Origin of the sequence: Buttiauxella agrestis, from assembly GCF_900446255.1 — a bacterium.
GTDB lineage: Bacteria > Pseudomonadota > Gammaproteobacteria > Enterobacterales > Enterobacteriaceae > Buttiauxella > Buttiauxella agrestis.
Genome location: NZ_UIGI01000001.1, coordinates 2,866,651 through 2,883,709 on the forward strand (window position 1 = coordinate 2,866,651; position 17,059 = coordinate 2,883,709).

Annotated in this window: 18 protein-coding genes; 7 read left to right on the top strand and 11 right to left on the bottom strand. The window is 52.6% G+C overall.

What is annotated here, in order from left to right:
* Positions 1–2 precede the first annotated feature (2 nt).
* The 3 genes from ntrB to DY231_RS13630 all read right to left on the bottom strand — a co-directional run bounded on the left by ntrB (position 3) and on the right by DY231_RS13630 (position 3,605).
* The gene (gene ntrB / locus DY231_RS13620; RefSeq protein ID WP_115629045.1) at positions 3–884 is read right to left on the bottom strand and encodes a nitrate ABC transporter permease; all 882 of its coding nucleotides are present in this window, start codon (positions 882–884) and stop codon (positions 3–5) included.
* Between the two features lie 10 nt (positions 885–894).
* Entirely contained in the window at positions 895–2,148 is a 1,254-nt protein-coding gene (locus DY231_RS13625) for a CmpA/NrtA family ABC transporter substrate-binding protein (RefSeq protein WP_115629047.1), read from the bottom strand.
* Between the two features lie 242 nt (positions 2,149–2,390).
* Positions 2,391–3,605: a nitrate regulatory protein gene (locus DY231_RS13630; RefSeq protein ID WP_115629049.1), complete on the bottom strand. Its 1,215-nt coding sequence runs from the start codon at positions 3,603–3,605 to the stop codon at positions 2,391–2,393.
* Between the two features lie 71 nt (positions 3,606–3,676).
* Here DY231_RS13630 and DY231_RS13635 point away from each other — a divergent pair, with 71 nt between their 5' ends.
* Both DY231_RS13635 and DY231_RS13640 read left to right on the top strand, forming a co-directional pair.
* The gene (locus tag DY231_RS13635; RefSeq protein ID WP_115629051.1) at positions 3,677–4,030 is read left to right on the top strand and encodes a DsrE/DsrF/TusD sulfur relay family protein; all 354 of its coding nucleotides are present in this window, start codon (positions 3,677–3,679) and stop codon (positions 4,028–4,030) included.
* Positions 4,031–4,266: 236 nt separating this feature from the next.
* Positions 4,267–4,512, top strand: a complete 246-nt coding sequence (locus tag DY231_RS13640; protein ID WP_115629053.1) for a DUF1883 domain-containing protein — start codon at positions 4,267–4,269, stop codon at positions 4,510–4,512.
* Positions 4,513–4,554: 42 nt separating this feature from the next.
* Here the strand turns inward: DY231_RS13640 and DY231_RS13645 are convergent, their stop codons facing one another.
* A complete protein-coding gene (locus DY231_RS13645; protein WP_147295663.1) occupies positions 4,555–5,250 on the bottom strand; it encodes a gamma-glutamylcyclotransferase in 696 nt (231 codons plus the stop codon).
* A 225-nt stretch (positions 5,251–5,475) separates the two neighbouring features.
* The gene (gene chaB / locus DY231_RS13650; RefSeq protein WP_115629057.1) at positions 5,476–5,706 is read right to left on the bottom strand and encodes a putative cation transport regulator ChaB; all 231 of its coding nucleotides are present in this window, start codon (positions 5,704–5,706) and stop codon (positions 5,476–5,478) included.
* A 279-nt stretch (positions 5,707–5,985) separates the two neighbouring features.
* On the opposite strand from chaB, the gene chaA reads away from it, so the two are divergent.
* The gene (gene chaA, locus DY231_RS13655) at positions 5,986–7,089 is read left to right on the top strand and encodes a sodium-potassium/proton antiporter ChaA (RefSeq protein ID WP_034494956.1); all 1,104 of its coding nucleotides are present in this window, start codon (positions 5,986–5,988) and stop codon (positions 7,087–7,089) included.
* Between the two features lie 66 nt (positions 7,090–7,155).
* Here chaA and kdsA read toward each other — a convergent pair whose 3' ends face one another.
* The 6 genes from kdsA to hemA are packed head-to-tail and all read right to left on the bottom strand — an operon-like array spanning position 7,156 to position 12,475.
* Positions 7,156–8,010: a 3-deoxy-8-phosphooctulonate synthase gene (gene kdsA / locus DY231_RS13660; protein WP_034494955.1), complete on the bottom strand. Its 855-nt coding sequence runs from the start codon at positions 8,008–8,010 to the stop codon at positions 7,156–7,158.
* Positions 8,011–8,050: 40 nt separating this feature from the next.
* Complete coding sequence (gene sirB1 / locus DY231_RS13665; protein WP_034494954.1) at positions 8,051–8,860, bottom strand: invasion regulator SirB1; 810 nt, start codon at positions 8,858–8,860, stop codon at positions 8,051–8,053.
* 3 nt (positions 8,861–8,863) lie between these two features.
* Positions 8,864–9,253, bottom strand: a complete 390-nt coding sequence (locus DY231_RS13670; RefSeq protein WP_115629059.1) for a SirB2 family protein — start codon at positions 9,251–9,253, stop codon at positions 8,864–8,866.
* A gap of 5 nt (positions 9,254–9,258) precedes the next feature.
* Entirely contained in the window at positions 9,259–10,101 is an 843-nt protein-coding gene (gene prmC / locus DY231_RS13675; RefSeq protein WP_115629061.1) for a peptide chain release factor N(5)-glutamine methyltransferase, read from the bottom strand.
* Positions 10,101–11,183, bottom strand: a complete 1,083-nt coding sequence (gene prfA, locus DY231_RS13680) for a peptide chain release factor 1 (RefSeq protein ID WP_064518434.1) — start codon at positions 11,181–11,183, stop codon at positions 10,101–10,103. The genes prmC and prfA overlap by 1 nt, the downstream gene beginning before the upstream one ends.
* 35 nt (positions 11,184–11,218) lie before the next feature.
* Positions 11,219–12,475: a glutamyl-tRNA reductase gene (hemA, locus tag DY231_RS13685; RefSeq protein WP_115629063.1), complete on the bottom strand. Its 1,257-nt coding sequence runs from the start codon at positions 12,473–12,475 to the stop codon at positions 11,219–11,221.
* A gap of 210 nt (positions 12,476–12,685) precedes the next feature.
* Between hemA and lolB the strand changes: the two genes are divergently transcribed.
* The 4 genes from lolB to dauA all read left to right on the top strand — a co-directional run bounded on the left by lolB (position 12,686) and on the right by dauA (position 17,016).
* Positions 12,686–13,303 (top strand): lipoprotein insertase outer membrane protein LolB, encoded by a 618-nt coding sequence (lolB, locus tag DY231_RS13690; protein WP_115631845.1) that lies wholly within the window; start codon positions 12,686–12,688, stop codon positions 13,301–13,303.
* The gene (ispE, locus tag DY231_RS13695) at positions 13,303–14,172 is read left to right on the top strand and encodes a 4-(cytidine 5'-diphospho)-2-C-methyl-D-erythritol kinase (RefSeq protein ID WP_115629065.1); all 870 of its coding nucleotides are present in this window, start codon (positions 13,303–13,305) and stop codon (positions 14,170–14,172) included. The genes lolB and ispE overlap by 1 nt, the downstream gene beginning before the upstream one ends.
* 123 nt (positions 14,173–14,295) lie before the next feature.
* On the top strand, positions 14,296–15,243 hold the full coding sequence (gene prs, locus DY231_RS13705) for a ribose-phosphate diphosphokinase (RefSeq protein ID WP_034494941.1): 948 nt from the start codon (positions 14,296–14,298) through the stop codon (positions 15,241–15,243).
* Positions 15,244–15,342: 99 nt separating this feature from the next.
* Positions 15,343–17,016 (top strand): C4-dicarboxylic acid transporter DauA, encoded by a 1,674-nt coding sequence (dauA, locus tag DY231_RS13710; RefSeq protein WP_256682667.1) that lies wholly within the window; start codon positions 15,343–15,345, stop codon positions 17,014–17,016.
* Positions 17,017–17,059: the final 43 nt, after the last annotated feature.

Genomic DNA, 17,059 nt, shown 5'->3' on the forward strand with positions numbered 1-17,059 from the left:
GATTATTTCTCCCAGCTGAAACGACGCGCCAGCAACATCAAACCCTGCTCGAGCAGCAGCCCGACGACGCCGATAATCACAATCGCAATAAGAATGTTTTCGACGTTGAGGTTGTTCCACTCATTCCAGATCCAGAAACCGATACCCAACCCGCCGGTGAGCATTTCGGCGGCGACAATCACCAGCCATGCAATGCCTATGGATAAACGCACGCCGGTTAATACCGCGGGTAAAACCGCCGGGAATAAAATCTTGCGCATCACCGTCCATTCGGACAGTTTCAGCACCCGTGCCACGTTGAGGTAATCATCGGGAATGCGTTTTACGCCCTCGGCGGTGTTAATCACCATCGGCCAGATAGAGCAGATAAAAATGGTCCAGCTCGACGCCGGTTCAGCTTTCTGGAACAACAGCAGGCCAATCGGCAGCCAGGCCAGCGGGCTGACCGGGCGCAATAACGAAATAATCGGGTTGAACATGTGGGCTAAGAAGGTAAAGCGGCCAATCAGGAAACCTGCCGGAATACCGACAATGGCGGCGAGGCCAAACCCAACCGCCACGCGCTGGAGCGAGGCCAGCACATTCCAGCCAATGCCCTGATCGTTAGGCCCGGCGTTATAAAACGGGTCTGAAAATAGCGTAATAGCCGATTCCAGCGTACTGAGCGGCGTGGGAAAACCCTGGCTATTTAGCGCGGCGATTTGCCAGGCGACAATCAACAATCCCATCCCCAAAACGGCGGGCACCAGGCGCTGGAAAAAACTCAGGCAGTAAGTGCGCCACGGCGATTTACGGCGGCGAACGGTGACGGGCGGCAGAGTAATCACTTCCCCTGCCGTGACGCTAAGTGCGGTGGTCGGCGGTTTCTGTGCAGGCTGATTCATGTCATTCCCCTTAGCGTTTGTTAATGGCAAAACTTGCGGCGTAGGCAGCCGGATCGCTGCCGTTCCAGGTACTTCCATCCATCAGGGTGCTGGTGCGCATCGGGGTGGCTGGAATGGAAATGTTGCCCACGGCGGTAGCGGCTTGCTGATAGATATCAATGCGGTTGATACGTTTGGCGACGGCAAGGTAATCCGGGTCGCTATCCAGCAGGCCCCAACGACGGTGTTGTGTCAGGAACCACATGCCGTCAGAAAGCCACGGGAAGGTCACTTCGCCCTCGCGGAAGAAATGCATGGCATGGTCGTCCTGCCATTTTTTGCCGATGCCGTTGTCGTATTGCCCGAGCATGCGTCCGGTCAGATAGTCCGCTTTGGTGTTCAGATAAGCGCGCCCGGCAAGGACACTTGCGGTTTCACGGCGATTGTCGTCACTGGCATCAATCCAGCGCGACGCTTCAAGAATGGCTGCCACCAGCGCGCGGGCGGTATTCGGGTTTTGTTCCACCCAGGCGCTGCGTGTGCCAAGAATTTTTTCCGGATGATCCGGCCAGATGGATTGCGAGGTTGCGGCGGTAAAACCGATCCCGTCGCTAATGGCTCTTTGGTTCCAGGGCTCACCGACACAAAAACCGTGCATGTTGCCGATGCGCATGTTCATCACCATTTGCGGAGGCGGAACCACAACGGTTCGCACATCGGTAAACGGGTTGATCCCCGCCTGTGCCAGCCAGTAATACAGCCACATCGCGTGTGTGCCCGTCGGGAAGGTATGCGCGAAGGTAAAACTGCCCGGCGCTTTGCTGGCCACGAGTTTTTTCAGGCTTTCCGCATCCGTCACGCCCTGTTTGGCGAGATCCATCGAAAGAGAGATCGCCTGGCCGTTATTGTTGAGGGTCATCAGGTTGGCCATTGACTGTTGCTTACCGGCGATACCCATTTCCAGCCCGTAGACCAGCCCGTATAAAACATGGGCGGCATCAAGTTCGCCGGAAACCATTTTGTCGCGCACGGCAGCCCAGCTCGCCTCTTTACTCGGCACAATCGAAATACCGTATTTTTTATCGAAGCCTTTGACCGCAGCCATGACGACCGAGGCGCAATCGGTAAGCGGAATAAAACCGACTTTCACCGTGGTTTGCTCCGGTTTGTCGCTCCCCGCAGCCCACACAGAATTCATCATGCCCGGCAGTAAATACGCACCGCCTAGTGCCGCACCCGCCTGTAAAAATCGGCGGCGCGAGAGGGTTATGGTTTTATTGCTCATCGGCTTCATCCTGATAAAAGGGTAAAAAAAAAGCGCCCGACAATGTGTGGTTAACACATTGAAGGACGCCTTTGTCCAACCCGAACCGCACCGCCATTGGCGCACTTCGGGTCAAAGTAATTTTCATAAAGAGTGTTGCAACTCGCGTGCCAGTTTTTGAAGTCCGTAATTCATGGGTTCTGATGGAAAACAGGGAGTGACTCGCACCATAAACACGCAGTTTACGCCCACTGTTTGTGCAGCTACTCCTTAGTGGGTATCTGCCAGATATCCGCCACAGACACCATCGCGCTGGCGACATCCACCATGCGCTTGTTCTGGTTCATTGCCATCTTGCGCAGAGTCTGCCACGCCTGTTCTTCGCTGTACCCTTGATGGCGAATGAGTAGCGCTTTGGCCTGATCGATGACTTTACGTTCCTCAAGCGTGGCTTTGAGCGAGGCTAATTGTTGCGCCATGGTTTCGAGTTGCCGCGCCTGTTGACGCACCAACGGCAAAAGATGACGGTCAAAATAACGTTCTGCGTCGTGGCTGCCGTGCCCTGCCACCCAACGGGCAATTTCAAGCTCGTCCGGATCTCTTTGCTGCAAAACCTGCCCGAGCGCTTGCTGCGCCTGCGCCATAACGCGCTCGATCAGCGCTTCTTCCACCTCTTTTAGCGCATCAATTCGCGTCGTTAAGAGTGCAAACCAGCGCAGCGCGCGTTGCGGTTCATCGCCGTCGTGTTGCAGCCGGGTGCAGGCCATGCGACGGAGTTGTTCGGTTTCGCGACACGGTTCACCACAGGTCTGAAATTGCTGACGCAGTTGCGAGTCCGTCATGCTGCAAAAAGCCTCAAAACAGTGTTGCTGGCTGTCGATTCTGTCGACCAGTTGCTGGCGCAATGTGTCGCTAAACTCCCCCAGAGTAAACCCGAGTGCACCAATCGCCCGCTCTTGCCCGGCAAGTTCTTTACCCTGCATAAAACTGAATAACGCCGCCAGCGCGCGAGCTACACCGGCATCCTCAACCACATTGCTGGTTTCGGGAACAATACTCAGCAGATGGCGCAGCGTGATATTGAACTGCTCCATGGCCTGCAACGGTTGAATTTGTTGAGCGGTAATCAGTGTGCGCAGCGAGGGTAATCGTTCAAGGTAATGCAGCGCGCAGGCGAGGCTGACAAATAGCGCGCTTCCCGGCAGGTAATCCGGTTCGGCGATAGCCTGGCGGAAAAGCGCCAGCTCACGATCAACCCCGGCGATACAACGCAGATGATCATCACCAAACATCCGACCGGAGGAGCACAGCCAAATGTTGGAAGCCCCGCGTTCGCGTTGTAGCATATGGGCGAGCCTGGCTATGCAGCCGGTGAGTTCACCGATTTGCAAAATATCCTGCAACTGCTCACGCCCACGGGTTTGGGCCGCCATTAAAAAGTCACGAGCAGTGGGATTCACGGCGACGATAGCCTTCATAAAACGCTCCTGAACGGCATGTAATGCTATAGATAAGCAAAAGTCGTGCCGAAGGGTGCATAGGAGAATACATGCAAAAAATAGTGATTATTGCCAACGGAGCTGCTTACGGCAGCGAATCTCTGTTTAACAGCCTGCGCCTGGCTATCGCGTTATGCGACCAACAGCCGCAACCGGAAATGAAACTGTTTTTGATGTCTGACGCAGTGACCGCGGGTTTACGCGGCCAGAAACCGTCTGAAGGCTACAATATTCAGCAAATGCTGGAGATTCTGACTGCGCAGAATGTGCCGGTAAAACTGTGCAAGACCTGCACCGACGGGCGCGGCATCACGGCTTTGCCTTTAGTTGATGGCGTTGAGATTGGCACGTTGGTTGAACTGGCTGAGTGGACGCTGGCCGCCGATAAAGTCTTAACCTTCTGATACCAGATTTAATGATGACCAGAGGCTAATTTTCCGCATAAAAATTCATCAGCTGAATGGTTTCAGGCGCATGTACACTAAAGTTGATTCGTTACAGCATTTTTTGATCAAAGTCAGCATTTGTGACGCTGGGGTCTGGTGTTATGCGTTAAGTGCGATTTGTGAACAACATCACTGATTGCCAACAAAACCAGCGGCGCGGATGTCTAACTTTGTTGTGATAGCGGAGTATAAAAATGCCTGTAGTGAAAGCCAGTCTGCATCTTTTTGGCGGTGATACCGTGGTGGTTCACTGTTCAAATAAAAGCCATATTCATTTGATGAGCGACAACAGTTCTGCGGGTAATCCGCAGGCGGATATTTTGAGTGTGGAAGATAAGCAGTCTGCTTATTTGACGGTGCCGTACAGCGGGAAGTGGAAGGTGTTGATTGATAGCCACAGCAAATCGCTCGAGCATTCAATTAGTTATGTCCCTGCTTAAAAGCAGTATTCCGGCTCTTATGACAAAGAGCCGGAATGAATTTTATGCGAAGTGAGTTTGCAAATCCCCTTCATCACCCTTCGGCTGTAGCCAGTCTCTGACTTTATTCACCAGCTCATCCAGGCAATCGTCATGCATCCCCCGATTGATCAACTCTTGTTCCAGCGAGAAGAGATACTGCGCATTGGTGCCCAGTGGGCCACTGGCGGCGGCAATTAACGGCGCGATAATTTCAGCTCGCGTATCGGCTTCGTACAGCGGATGACGCGGATCCATGATAAATACCAGCGCGTTGACGACACGACCATCATCGAGTTCGAGTTTGCACCACGTCGGCAAATAGCAGCCGGTGATCATTTCCCGCTTCCACACCAGCGTCAGCTCATCTTCAAGTATGGCTTCGGGAAGGCGGTAAGCCAGCCCGGTGGTGCGCCCGCCTTCTTTGAGCGCCAGCATGCGCCCAGGCTGACAAGCGGTTCCGCGCCCTGCCGTCAAGCGCAGGCAAAAAGCACGGTGCCAGCCAACTAGTGTTCCTGCGGCTGACTCTTCATATTCAAATGCCGGGTTCCACATCAGGGAACCATAGCCGAAAATCCATACGGGGCTGTTATCGGGACGACAAGCAATCGTCGCGGCGAGTGATGCCGAGCGCTGCTCAGGACTCCACAACAACGATTCCTCAATGGAACCAAAAGCTGTCTTACAATCCGCTTTCATTAAGAAATCACGCGTTAACACCATACACCTCCGCCACTGCAAACTTCCGTGTGACTACGTCAGATGCGCCTTCCGGGCTTTTTAGTTACTGCTTAATATTAAAACAACATATACCTGAACATAAGCAATTAGCGGGGCGCTGGCAAGTTTGATGACGATCACAAAACAACAAAAATGTCATATTAACTTGCCATACTGATGTGTGTTGCGGCGTTTGAATATGGATATCAATACATTATGTAGGGTTTACTTTTTCTTGTGCCATTTGTCGTCATCCCCTTTTTGATACCCGTGTTTCACCGCCGCCCAGGCAACCTTATGGGCTGTTTCTTCGCGACTGGCATCATCGCGACGGTCATCTTTGTCTTTATATTCATCCCAGGCGCTATTAAATGCCTCTTTGTAGATATCCTGGGCATGGGCGGGAAGAACGTTTTGAACATTGTCAGGGAGGTCACTTCGGTTGTTGTAAGGCATCACACCATCCTCAGTCAGGGAAAACTAAAGTGTGAAACAACATTCGTGATTTTGCCAGAAATCGGGGTTATTGCTTTTATAGAAAACCTATCTCTATGTTTAGTATTGCTTAAAATCAGTAAACTGTGATTTTTATTCATCAGAAATACTATGGCTATATAAGCGGTAAAACTGAGTAAATTTCCCCATGAAAACGCCTTAGTTTGCTATTTTAGCGGGGTTTTAATGTCCGACTATAATAACTAAATTGCTTAATACCTATGCAACTGGAGAAGTATTTTGACCAAAACACAACATGAGGCGGTGAAAACCCGTCATAAGGAGAGTTCCCTCATTTTCCCGGTATTAGCGCTGGTCGTACTGGCGGTGTGGGGAGGAAGCCAGTCTTTACCGGCGGTTGTAGGGATTAACATCCTGGCCCTTGTGGGCATTTTAAGTAGTGCTTTTAGCGTGGTGCGTCATGCTGACGTGCTTGCGCACCGTTTAGGTGAACCCTATGGTTCCCTGATTCTTAGTCTTTCGGTGGTTATTCTCGAAGTTAGCTTAATTTCTGCATTAATGGCGACCGGTGATGCCGCGCCGACACTGATGCGCGACACACTCTATTCCATCATCATGATTGTGACGGGGGGTCTGGTCGGTTTCTCTCTTCTGCTGGGTGGAAATAAATTCGCCACGCAGTATATGAACCTGTTTGGCATCAAACAGTATTTGATTGCCCTGTTTCCCCTTGCGGTGATTGTGCTGGTGTTACCCACAGCACTTCCGGAAGGTAATTTTAGTACCGGCCAGGCGTTAATGGCTGCCGCTATTTCAGCGGCAATGTATGGCGTGTTCTTGTTGATTCAGACCAAAACGCACCAGAGTCTGTTTGTCTATGAACATGAAGATGAGTCTGATGACGACGACCCACATCATGGTAAACCGTCAGCGCACAGCAACACCTGGCACGCCATCTGGCTGATTGTGCATTTGGTTGCGGTCATTGCGGTGACTAAGATGAATGCGGGGCCACTGGAATCGCTGCTCACGACGCTGAATGCGCCAGCGCAATTTACGGGCTTCCTGGTGGCGCTGTTGATTCTCTCCCCGGAAGGTTTAGGGGCATTGAGAGCGGTGCTGAGTAACCAGGTGCAGCGCGCAATGAACCTGTTCTTTGGCTCAGTGCTGGCAACCATTTCACTGACCGTTCCGGCGGTGACGTTGATTGCCATGCTAACGGGCAACGATCTGACCTTTGGTTTAGGGATGCCGGAGTTGGTGGTGATGCTCACGTCGCTGGTGTTGTGCCAGATTTCGTTCTCAACCGGGCGAACCAATGTGCTTAATGGTACGGCGCACCTTGCTTTGTTTGCCGCCTATTTGATGACGATCTTTGCCTGATAATCCAAAGGCATAAAAAAAGCCCTTATCGCGAGATAAGGGCTTTTTATTTTCTGATTCAAAAAATTACTTGCTGGTATCCAGCGGCTCGAAATTCTTCACCAGATCGTCAATCGCTTTAATCTGCTTGAGGAATGGCTCAAGTTTCGCCAGTGGCAATGCAGATGGGCCATCGCAACGCGCGTTGTCTGGATCCGGGTGCGCTTCGATAAACAGGCCAGCCAGACCCGTAGCCATGCCAGCACGTGCCAGTTCAGTGACCTGAGCTCGACGACCGCCAGATGCGGAGCCAAACGGGTCACGGCATTGCAGGGCGTGTGTTACATCAAAGATGACCGGTGAACCGTTAGACACCTGTTTCATCACGCTGAAGCCCAGCATGTCGACGACTAAGTTGTCATAACCGAAGTTAGCGCCACGGTCGCACAGAATGATTTGATCGTTGCCGCCTTCGTGGAATTTATCAACGATATTACCCATTTGGCCTGGGCTGACGAACTGTGGTTTCTTAACGTTGATTACCGCGCCGGTTTTAGCCATCGCTTCAACGAGGTCGGTCTGACGAGCAAGGAACGCAGGCAACTGAATCACATCAACCACATCGGCAACAGGTTGCGCCTGGCTTGCTTCATGAACATCAGTAATGATTTTCACACCGAAGGTTTGCTTCAGTTCCTGGAAAATCTTCATCCCTTCTTCCAGGCCTGGACCACGGTAAGAGTTGATGGATGAACGGTTGGCTTTATCGAAAGACGCTTTGAAGACGTAAGGAATACCCAGTTTCTGAGTGACGGTGACGTAATGCTCACAAATACGCATCGCCAGGTCACGGGATTCCAGCACGTTCATGCCGCCAAACAGCACGAATGGCAGGTCGTTTGCGACCTTGATGTCACCAATCTTAACTACTTTTTGTTCCATCTTTATCTCGCCTTGTTGGGAAATATTTAAAAATTTGGCATCAGTGCAAGGTGATCTGCTTTTGCGAAATCGAGTTAATTTGCGCTTTGATCATCTCGCTTATCGGGTCTTCCGGGCACTGCTCAACAAAATAGCTGAGGTCTGTCAGTGCGACGTGTTCGCAATCGAGTTGAGCATAAATCAAACCACGGTCGCGGATTTCGTACGGATCTTCCGGATTAAACTGGAGCAGAACCTGGCTTGCACGCAGTGCCAGCTCCATTTGACGCTCTTCCATCAATGCCGATTTCAGGGTGTCGAGCAACTTACGCACCACTTCCGCGTTATCGGCTTCGTCTAAATCTTCATCGAACAGTTCGGCAGTCGGCCCAACGTTACCTTTGAGCCACACTTCCAGCGTGTGTTCGTTGAGTGTGTCACCGTTAAACGGGTTGATAAGCCACATTTCACCGTCCATCCAGTCGCCGCGTAAAATCAGCTGCGTCGGGAAAATGACCGGATTTAATGGGATATCAAGGCGTTCGGCAATCCACAACAGAATAGCGCCCAATGACACCGCACTGCCCTGGCGTTTTGCCAGCACTTTATCGAGCCACAACGCATCAGATAAACGGTAGACGCCACTGGCGTCTTTAAAACCCCAGGTGCCATAAAACAGTTCAATTAATTTTTCGAGTTGCACATCCTGGTGGAGACCTTCGCAGATCTCTTCACGCGCCTGACGCGCCAGGCTTTCCAGTTGTGCACGCACTTCTTGCGCCGGGAAATCATCACGGATCAGCTGCGAGACTAAAACCATACCCTCGCACAACGGCGCCTGATTGAATTCAAAATCGGCCAACGACCTCATGACTTACCCCAATAATGGTATTTTTGTGGTGGCGAGTTTAATGATGATGTAAAGCACCACCAGGGCCAGCAAAAAGGCAAACAGCCGAATTTGCTGGCTGCGCGGGCGTTTGCCCAGCACGATAAACCCTAAAACAATATAGATAATAACGCCAAATAGCTTCTCAGTCAGCCATGTACCTTGCGGCGTGAAGGGATAGAAATGCGTAATCATCACTAATGCGGCGCCACTGACCAGCAATACCGTGTCGTTGATATGCGGCACAATGCGCACCCAGCGCTTGTTTGACATCGCTGAATGACGGTATTGCCACCAATAACGTAAAACGAACAGACTGATGGAAATGAAGACCGTCAGAATATGCAAATGCTTGAGCGCGAAGTAAGTTGCCATTTTGCTCAGTTCCTTATGTAAAAATAGCGTCCCACTGTCAGACGGTCGTTCCCACCGTAATCCTGACAGCTCTGTATCTCGGTATATCCAGCATCATTAAACAGTTCACGCATCTGCGCCGCCTGCTGCCAGCCATGTTCGAGCAGCACCCAGCCACCCGGCTCAAGGAAGTTTCGCGCGGTCTCTACCAACGTGCGTAAATCGGCTAAACCGTGGTTTTCAGCGACCAACGCGCTACGAGGTTCAAAACGCACGTCACCCTGTGAAAGGTGCGGATCTTGCGCATCGATATACGGCGGGTTACTGACAATCACGGTAAAACGTTGTGTATTGAGCGCACTAAACCAATCGCTTTGCAAGACCTCAACATTGGGAATTCCGAGGCGACTCGCATTATCGCGAGCAAGTTCTACAGCATCAGGGATAAGGTCGAGTGCGGTGACGCAACAATCCGGACGTTCGCTGGCAATCGCCAGGGCAATGGCCCCGGTTCCGGTGCCTAAGTCCAGCACCGAACACGACGTTTCAGGCATTCTGGCGAGGGCTTGTTCAACCAGGCATTCAGTATCTGGACGCGGGATTAACGTCGCTGGCGAAACTCGCAGCGGCAGCGACCAAAACTCACGTTCGCCCACCAGGTGAGCGATAGGCTCACCCTTCACCCGGCGCGCCAGCAAAACGTCCAACGGCTGTAACTGTTCGGCGGTCAGTTCGGTTTCACCAAAGGCCAGAATAAAGGTTCGCGCTTTTCCAGTGACGAAACCGAGCAGGATTTCCGCGTCACGACGCGGACTTTCACTTTGCTGAAGCTGGGCGATGGCCTGTTGTAGCCAGTATTTAAAATCCATTAATCCTGCTCAGACAGCGCCGCTAACTGGTCTGCCTGGAATTCCTGCACGATGGGTTCGATAAGCCCGTCGAGCTTACCTTCCATCACTTCATCAAGGCGATATAACGTCACGTTGATGCGGTGATCGGTCACGCGGCCTTGCGGGAAGTTATAGGTACGGTTGCGGTCTGAACGGTCGCCACTGCCCAGCAGGTTACGGCGCGTTGAGGCTTCTTCTTGCTGACGTTTAGCCATTTCAGCGGCACGAATACGCGAACCCAGCACCGAAAGCGCTTTGGCTTTGTTTTTGTGCTGTGAGCGTTCGTCCTGGCACTCAACAACGATACCGGTCGGCAAGTGGGTAATACGGATTGCGGAGTCGGTGGTGTTAACGTGCTGACCGCCCGCGCCCGAGGAACGGAAAGTGTCGATACGCAAATCACCCGGGTTGATATCCGGCAGTTCCGCTTCCGGAATTTCTGGCATCACCGCAACGGTACACGCTGAGGTGTGGATACGGCCCTGGGATTCAGTCGCAGGAACACGCTGCACGCGATGGCCACCGGACTCGAATTTCAGACGCCCATAAACCCCATCGCCGCTGATTTTAGCGATAACTTCTTTAAAGCCGCCGTGTTCGCCTTCGTTGGCGCTGAGGATTTCGACTTTCCAGCGACGTGATTCCGCGTAACGACTGTACATACGGAACAGATCGCCTGCGAAGATAGCCGCTTCATCGCCACCCGTTCCGGCGCGAACTTCAACAAAGGCATTGCGTTCGTCATCCGGATCTTTCGGCAGTAACAGCACTTGCAGTTGTTGTTCTAATTCTTCGCTATCACTTTTTGCCTGGTTTAATTCTTCTTGCGCCATCTCGCGCATTTCCGGGTCATCAAGCATGCTCTGCGCGGTTTCAATATCTTCCTGAACCTGGCGCCATTGCAGGAAGCAACGGGAAACGTCGCTTAATTGAGCGTATTCACGCGACAACGCGCGGAAACGGTCCTGGTCGGCAATTGTGGAAGCATCACCAAGCAGGGCCTGAACTTCTTCATGGCGCTCTTGCAGGGCTTCTAGTTTGGCAACGATAGAAGACTTCATGGGCGGTGTTTCACCTTGTAATAAGAGTTTATTTGCTAATCCAGCCCGAGGCTGTTACGCAGAATCTGCAGGCGTTCGTCATCCCCGTCACGGGCAGCCTGCTGGAGAGATTTGGTTGGTGCGTGGATCAGGCGGTTGGTTAATTTCCACGCCAGATCCTGAAGAACGGTTTCGGCATCGCCCCCCTGCTTGAGGGCGGCGAGCGCTTTGGCGGCCAGGTCATCACGCACCTGTTCAGCCTGACTACGATATTCGCGGATGGTTTCGGTGGCACTTTGCGCGCGCAACCAGGCCATAAATTCGCTGCATTCTTGCGCGACAATGGTTTCGGCTTCAACCGCGGCGGCTTTGCGCTGCGCGAGGTTGCTTTGAATAATCGCCTGCAAATCGTCAACGCTGTACAAATAGGCGTTCGCCAGTTTGCCCACTTCGGGTTCTACGTCGCGCGGAACGGCGATATCCACCAGCAGCAGCGGTTGGTTGCGGCGAGCTTTCAGGGCGCGCTCCACCATGCCTTTGCCGATAATCGGCAGCGGACTGGCGGTGGAACTGATAATAATGTCGGCTTCCTGCAAACGTGAATCGATGTCGCTGAGGCTGATAACTTCTGCGCCGACTTCATCAGCCAGCACCTGAGCGCGTTCACGTGTGCGGTTGGCGATGATCATTTTCTGCACGTTGTGTTCACGTAAATGACGCGCCGCTAACTCGATAGTTTCACCCGCACCGACCAGAAGCACCGTCACGGTCGATAAGGATTCAAAGATTTGTCGCGCCAGCGTACAGGCCGCAAACGCCACGGAAACGGCGCTGGCACCGATATCGGTTTCAGTTCTGACACGCTTCGCCACGGAGAAGGATTTCTGGAACATGCGTTCCAGCTCGCTGGAGTGCGAGTGCCCTTTCAGGGAATCCGCGTAGGCTTTTTTGACCTGCCCTAAGATTTGCGGTTCGCCAAGCACCAGGGAATCCAGACCACTTGCGACGCGCATTAAATGCGTGACCGCTTCGTTATCGTGATGCCAGTACAGGCTGTTACGCACTTCATCTTCGTCGAGGTTGTGGTAGTTACACAGCCAGCGCACCAGTTGCTCGTGCAGGTTTTCCTGTTCTTCAACACTCAGGTACAACTCGGTGCGGTTGCACGTTGAAAGCACCACTCCGCCCTGCACCATCGGCTGTTCGAGCAGGCTCTTCAAAGCGAGGTCGAGCGTGTCCGGCGAAAACGTAACACGTTCTCGCAACGAGACTGGAGCTGTTTTGTGGTTGATGCCAAGTGCTAACAGGGTCATTGAGCGGTCTGAATAATACCGATGTTGATAAGGATTAACTCGGCGCATCATACAGGATGCGGGCAGTCAATAAAAGAGAGTCACCCCTTGTGGAGTATCACTGCAATTAATGATTTAAGATAACTTGACCGTAGACGACCTGGCCTGGCACCGCTAGCATAAACAGTTAACAACTAAAATTAATGAGAAGGATCCGCCGCCACTATGTTTATGACGAAACCCCGTCTGCTGTGCCTTGCGCCACTGGCAAGCCTTGTTTTAACTGCTTGTGTGACTCCTCAGTCAACAGGCCCAGGCAAAAGTCCTGACTCCCCGCAATGGTTACAACACCAGCAACAAGTTCAAAAAATCACCCAATACCAGACGCGTGGTGCTTTTGCCTATCTTTCCGATAGCCAAAAAGTTTATGCGCGTTATAACTGGCAGCAAACCTCACCTGACCGTTACCGCCTGTTGCTGACCAATCCATTAGGCAGCACCGAACTGGAGCTGAATGCCCAGCCAGGCGTTGTGCAACTGACTGACCGCAACGGCAAAAAGTACGTTTCTGATAACGCCGAAGAGATGGTGGGCAAACTGACAGGCATGCCGATTCCACTCAATAGCCTGCGTCAATGGATCCTCGGCCTGCCGGGTGAAGCCACAGATTACAAACTGGATGACAAGTACCGCCTGAGCGAAATCAACTACACCCAGGACGGCAAAACCTGGAAAGTGGTTTACAGTGATTATGATGACAAGGTGCAACCTGCACTGCCATCAAACATGGAATTGCGTGAAGGTTCGCAGCGAATCAAACTCAAAATGGACAGCTGGACGGTTAAATAATGAGAAAACGTTGGCCATCACCGGCAAAACTGAATCTTTTTTTGTATATCACCGGGCGTCGTGAAGACGGCTACCATAATTTACAAACTTTATTTCAGTTCCTCGATTATGGCGACACACTGACCATTGAGCCGAGAAATGATGGTCAAATTCATCTCGCGACACCCATTGCAGGTGTGCCAGATGAAGAAAATTTAATTGTTCGTGCCGCACGTTTATTGCAAGACACCGCTCTGCTGATGGGTTCGTTACCTCAGAGTGCCGGGGCTGAAATCAGCGTTGAGAAAAAGTTGCCGATGGGTGGGGGTTTAGGCGGTGGTTCCTCCAACGCGGCAACCGTGTTAGTGGCCCTCAACCATATCTGGAACACCGGCCTGACTGAAGATCAGCTTGCGGTCATTGGCGTTACGCTGGGTGCTGATGTTCCGGTCTTCGTGCGCGGTTTTGCTGCGTTTGCGGAAGGTGTTGGCGAGAAGCTCACACCGGTTTCTGTGCCGGAGAAATGGTACCTGGTCGCACATCCTGGTGTCAGTATCCCCACCCCGGTCATTTTCCAGGATCCTGAGCTGCCACGAAATACCCCGATTAGATCAATTGACACGTTATTAAACTGTGAATTTGGTAATGATTGTGAGGTTATCGCAAGAAAACGTTTTCGTAAGGTTGATGAGCTGCTTTCCTGGCTGTTAGAATACGCGCCGTCGCGCCTGACCGGCACCGGCGCTTGTGTGTTTGCAGAATTTGACACCGAGAACGCTGCCCGCCAGGTGCTTAAGCAAGCCCCGGAATGGCTGCATGGGTTTGTTGCGCGAGGCGTTAATGTCTCCCCGCTGCATCAGGCCATATCCGGGCAAGCTGAGTATTGGTGACAACGTCACCTTGTTTCAGACGTTGCATCAAGCTCTTTATACACCGCCTGGATGGCGCTACCCCCGCCCGCATAAGCTGCGGTAGTACCATCCGCCACTGGACGCATGCCTGAGGTTTTTCTCGTGCCTGATATGAAGCTTTTTGCTGGTAACGCCACCCCGGAACTAGCACAACGTATTGCCAACCGCCTGTACACCTCCCTTGGTGACGCCGCCGTCGGTCGTTTTAGCGACGGCGAAGTAAGCGTACAAATCAACGAAAATGTACGCGGTGGTGATATTTTCATCATCCAGTCCACCTGTGCACCAACCAATGACAACCTGATGGAATTGGTTGTTATGGTCGACGCCCTGCGCCGTGCTTCTGCAGGTCGTATTACCGCTGTTATCCCTTACTTTGGTTATGCTCGTCAGGATCGTCGTGTACGTTCCGCCCGTGTGCCAATCACCGCGAAAGTGGTTGCTGACTTCCTCTCAAGTGTTGGGGTTGACCGTGTTCTTACCGTGGACTTGCACGCAGAACAGATTCAGGGCTTCTTCGATGTTCCTGTAGATAACGTCTTCGGCAGCCCAATCCTGCTTGAAGATATGCTGCAAATCGGCCTGGAAAATCCAATCGTGGTTTCTCCAGATATCGGTGGTGTTGTGCGTGCTCGTGCTATCGCGAAACTGCTCAACGATACCGACATGGCTATCATCGACAAACGTCGTCCTCGCGCTAACGTTTCCCAGGTTATGCATATCATCGGTGATGTTTCTGGCCGTGACTGTGTACTGGTTGACGATATGATCGATACCGGCGGCACTCTGTGCAAAGCAGCTGAAGCGCTGAAAGAACGTGGTGCTAAACGTGTGTTTGCTTACGCAACTCACCCGATTTTCTCTGGCAATGCGGTTCACAACCTGCGTAACTCCGTGATCGACGAAGTTATCGTATGTGACACCATCCCACTGTCTGAAGAAATCAAAGCACTGCCAAACGTCCGCACCCTGACTCTGTCCGGAATGCTGGCTGAAGCAATTCGCCGTATCAGTAACGAAGAATCAATCTCTGCGATGTTCGAGCACTAATCGAACTCGCTTAAAAAAACCCGCCACGGCGGGTTTTTTCTTTTACAGGCCTCCTAACTGCCATAAATGACAGTTGATGCGCTCACGGATGGAATCAAAGTGAAAAACGTATCTTCTTCTGTATTACCTTTCCGCGCTCTGGTAGACGCTTGTTGGCGTGAGAAATACACCGTTTCCCGTTTTAGCCGCGATGTTATTGCCGGTATCACCGTGGGGATTATTGCTATCCCTCTGGCGATGGCCCTGGCGATTGGCAGCGGCGTTGCCCCTCAGTACGGCCTTTATACTTCCGCGATTGCCGGGATTGTTATCGCTTTAAGCGGAGGTTCACGCTTTAGCGTTTCCGGACCTACCGCCGCATTTGTTGTAATTCTCTACCCGGTCGCCCAGCAGTTTGGCCTGGCGGGATTATTGATTGCGACGCTGATGTCAGGCGTGTTTCTTATTTTGTTTGGTCTGGCGCGTTTTGGCCGCCTGATTGAATACATTCCCGTTTCCGTGACGCTCGGTTTTACCTCCGGGATTGGGATTACCATCGCGACCATGCAGGTGAAAGATTTCTTTGGCCTGACGCTCGCCCACGTTCCCGAGCATTATCTGAATAAAGTCGCGGCACTGGCGATGGCGATGCCGACCATCAATATGGGTGATGCCGCAATTGGCGTTGTCACTCTTGCCGTGCTGATCCTCTGGCCGCGCCTGGGCATTCGTTTGCCGGGGCATTTACCGGCGCTGTTAGCGGGCTGCGGGGTGATGGCTGCGGTTCATGCTATGGGATTTGACGTGGCGACTATCGGCTCACGTTTCCACTATGTGCTGGCCGATGGCACGCAGGGCAACGGCATCCCGCAGCTATTGCCGCAACTCATGCTGCCGTGGAACATCCCGGCATCTAATTTCACGCTCAGTTGGGATTCGCTCAGCGCCCTGCTTCCGGCAGCATTTTCGATGGCAATGCTTGGCGCAATCGAATCGCTGCTGTGCGCGGTGGTGTTAGATGGCATGACCGGCACCAAACACAATGCGAATAGCGAACTTATCGGCCAGGGGCTGGGCAATATCATTGCGCCATTCTTTGGTGGGATTACCGCAACCGCCGCCATTGCGCGTTCTGCCGCTAACGTGCGTGCCGGAGCGACATCACCGATCGCCGCCGTAATTCACGCATTACTGGTGATTATGGCCTTGCTGGTGCTGGCGCCGCTGCTTTCATGGCTGCCGCTTTCGGCAATGGCTGCCCTGCTGCTGATGGTGGCGTGGAATATGAGTGAGGCGCACAAAGTGGTGAGCCTGCTGCGCCATGCGCCAAAAGACGACATTATCGTGATGCTCATCTGCATGTCGTTGACGGTGCTGTTCGATATGGTTATCGCCATTAGTGTGGGGATCGTGCTGGCGTCGCTGCTGTTTATGCGTCGTATCGCGCGAATGACGCGCCTGGCCCCGGTGAATATCACCACACCAGAAGGTGTTCTCGCATTACGTGTTACCGGGCCGCTGTTTTTTGCCGCTGCGGAAGGGTTGTTTAACGACCTCACCCAACGCATTGAACAAAACCATCTGATTATTCTGCAATGGGATGCTGTACCGGTGCTGGACGCGGGGGGGCTGGAGGCGTTTCAACGTTTTGTGGAAAAACTACCGGAAGGTTGCGAACTGCGGGTCACAAATCTGGAATTTCAGCCGCTGAAAACCCTGGCGCGAGCGCGTGTGCAGCCCATACCTGGTCGCCTTGCTTTTTATTCTGACGTTCAGGCCGCGCTGGCCGGATAAATTTTTGCCAAAAAAAACGGTTCTGAAGAGAACCGTTTTCCTG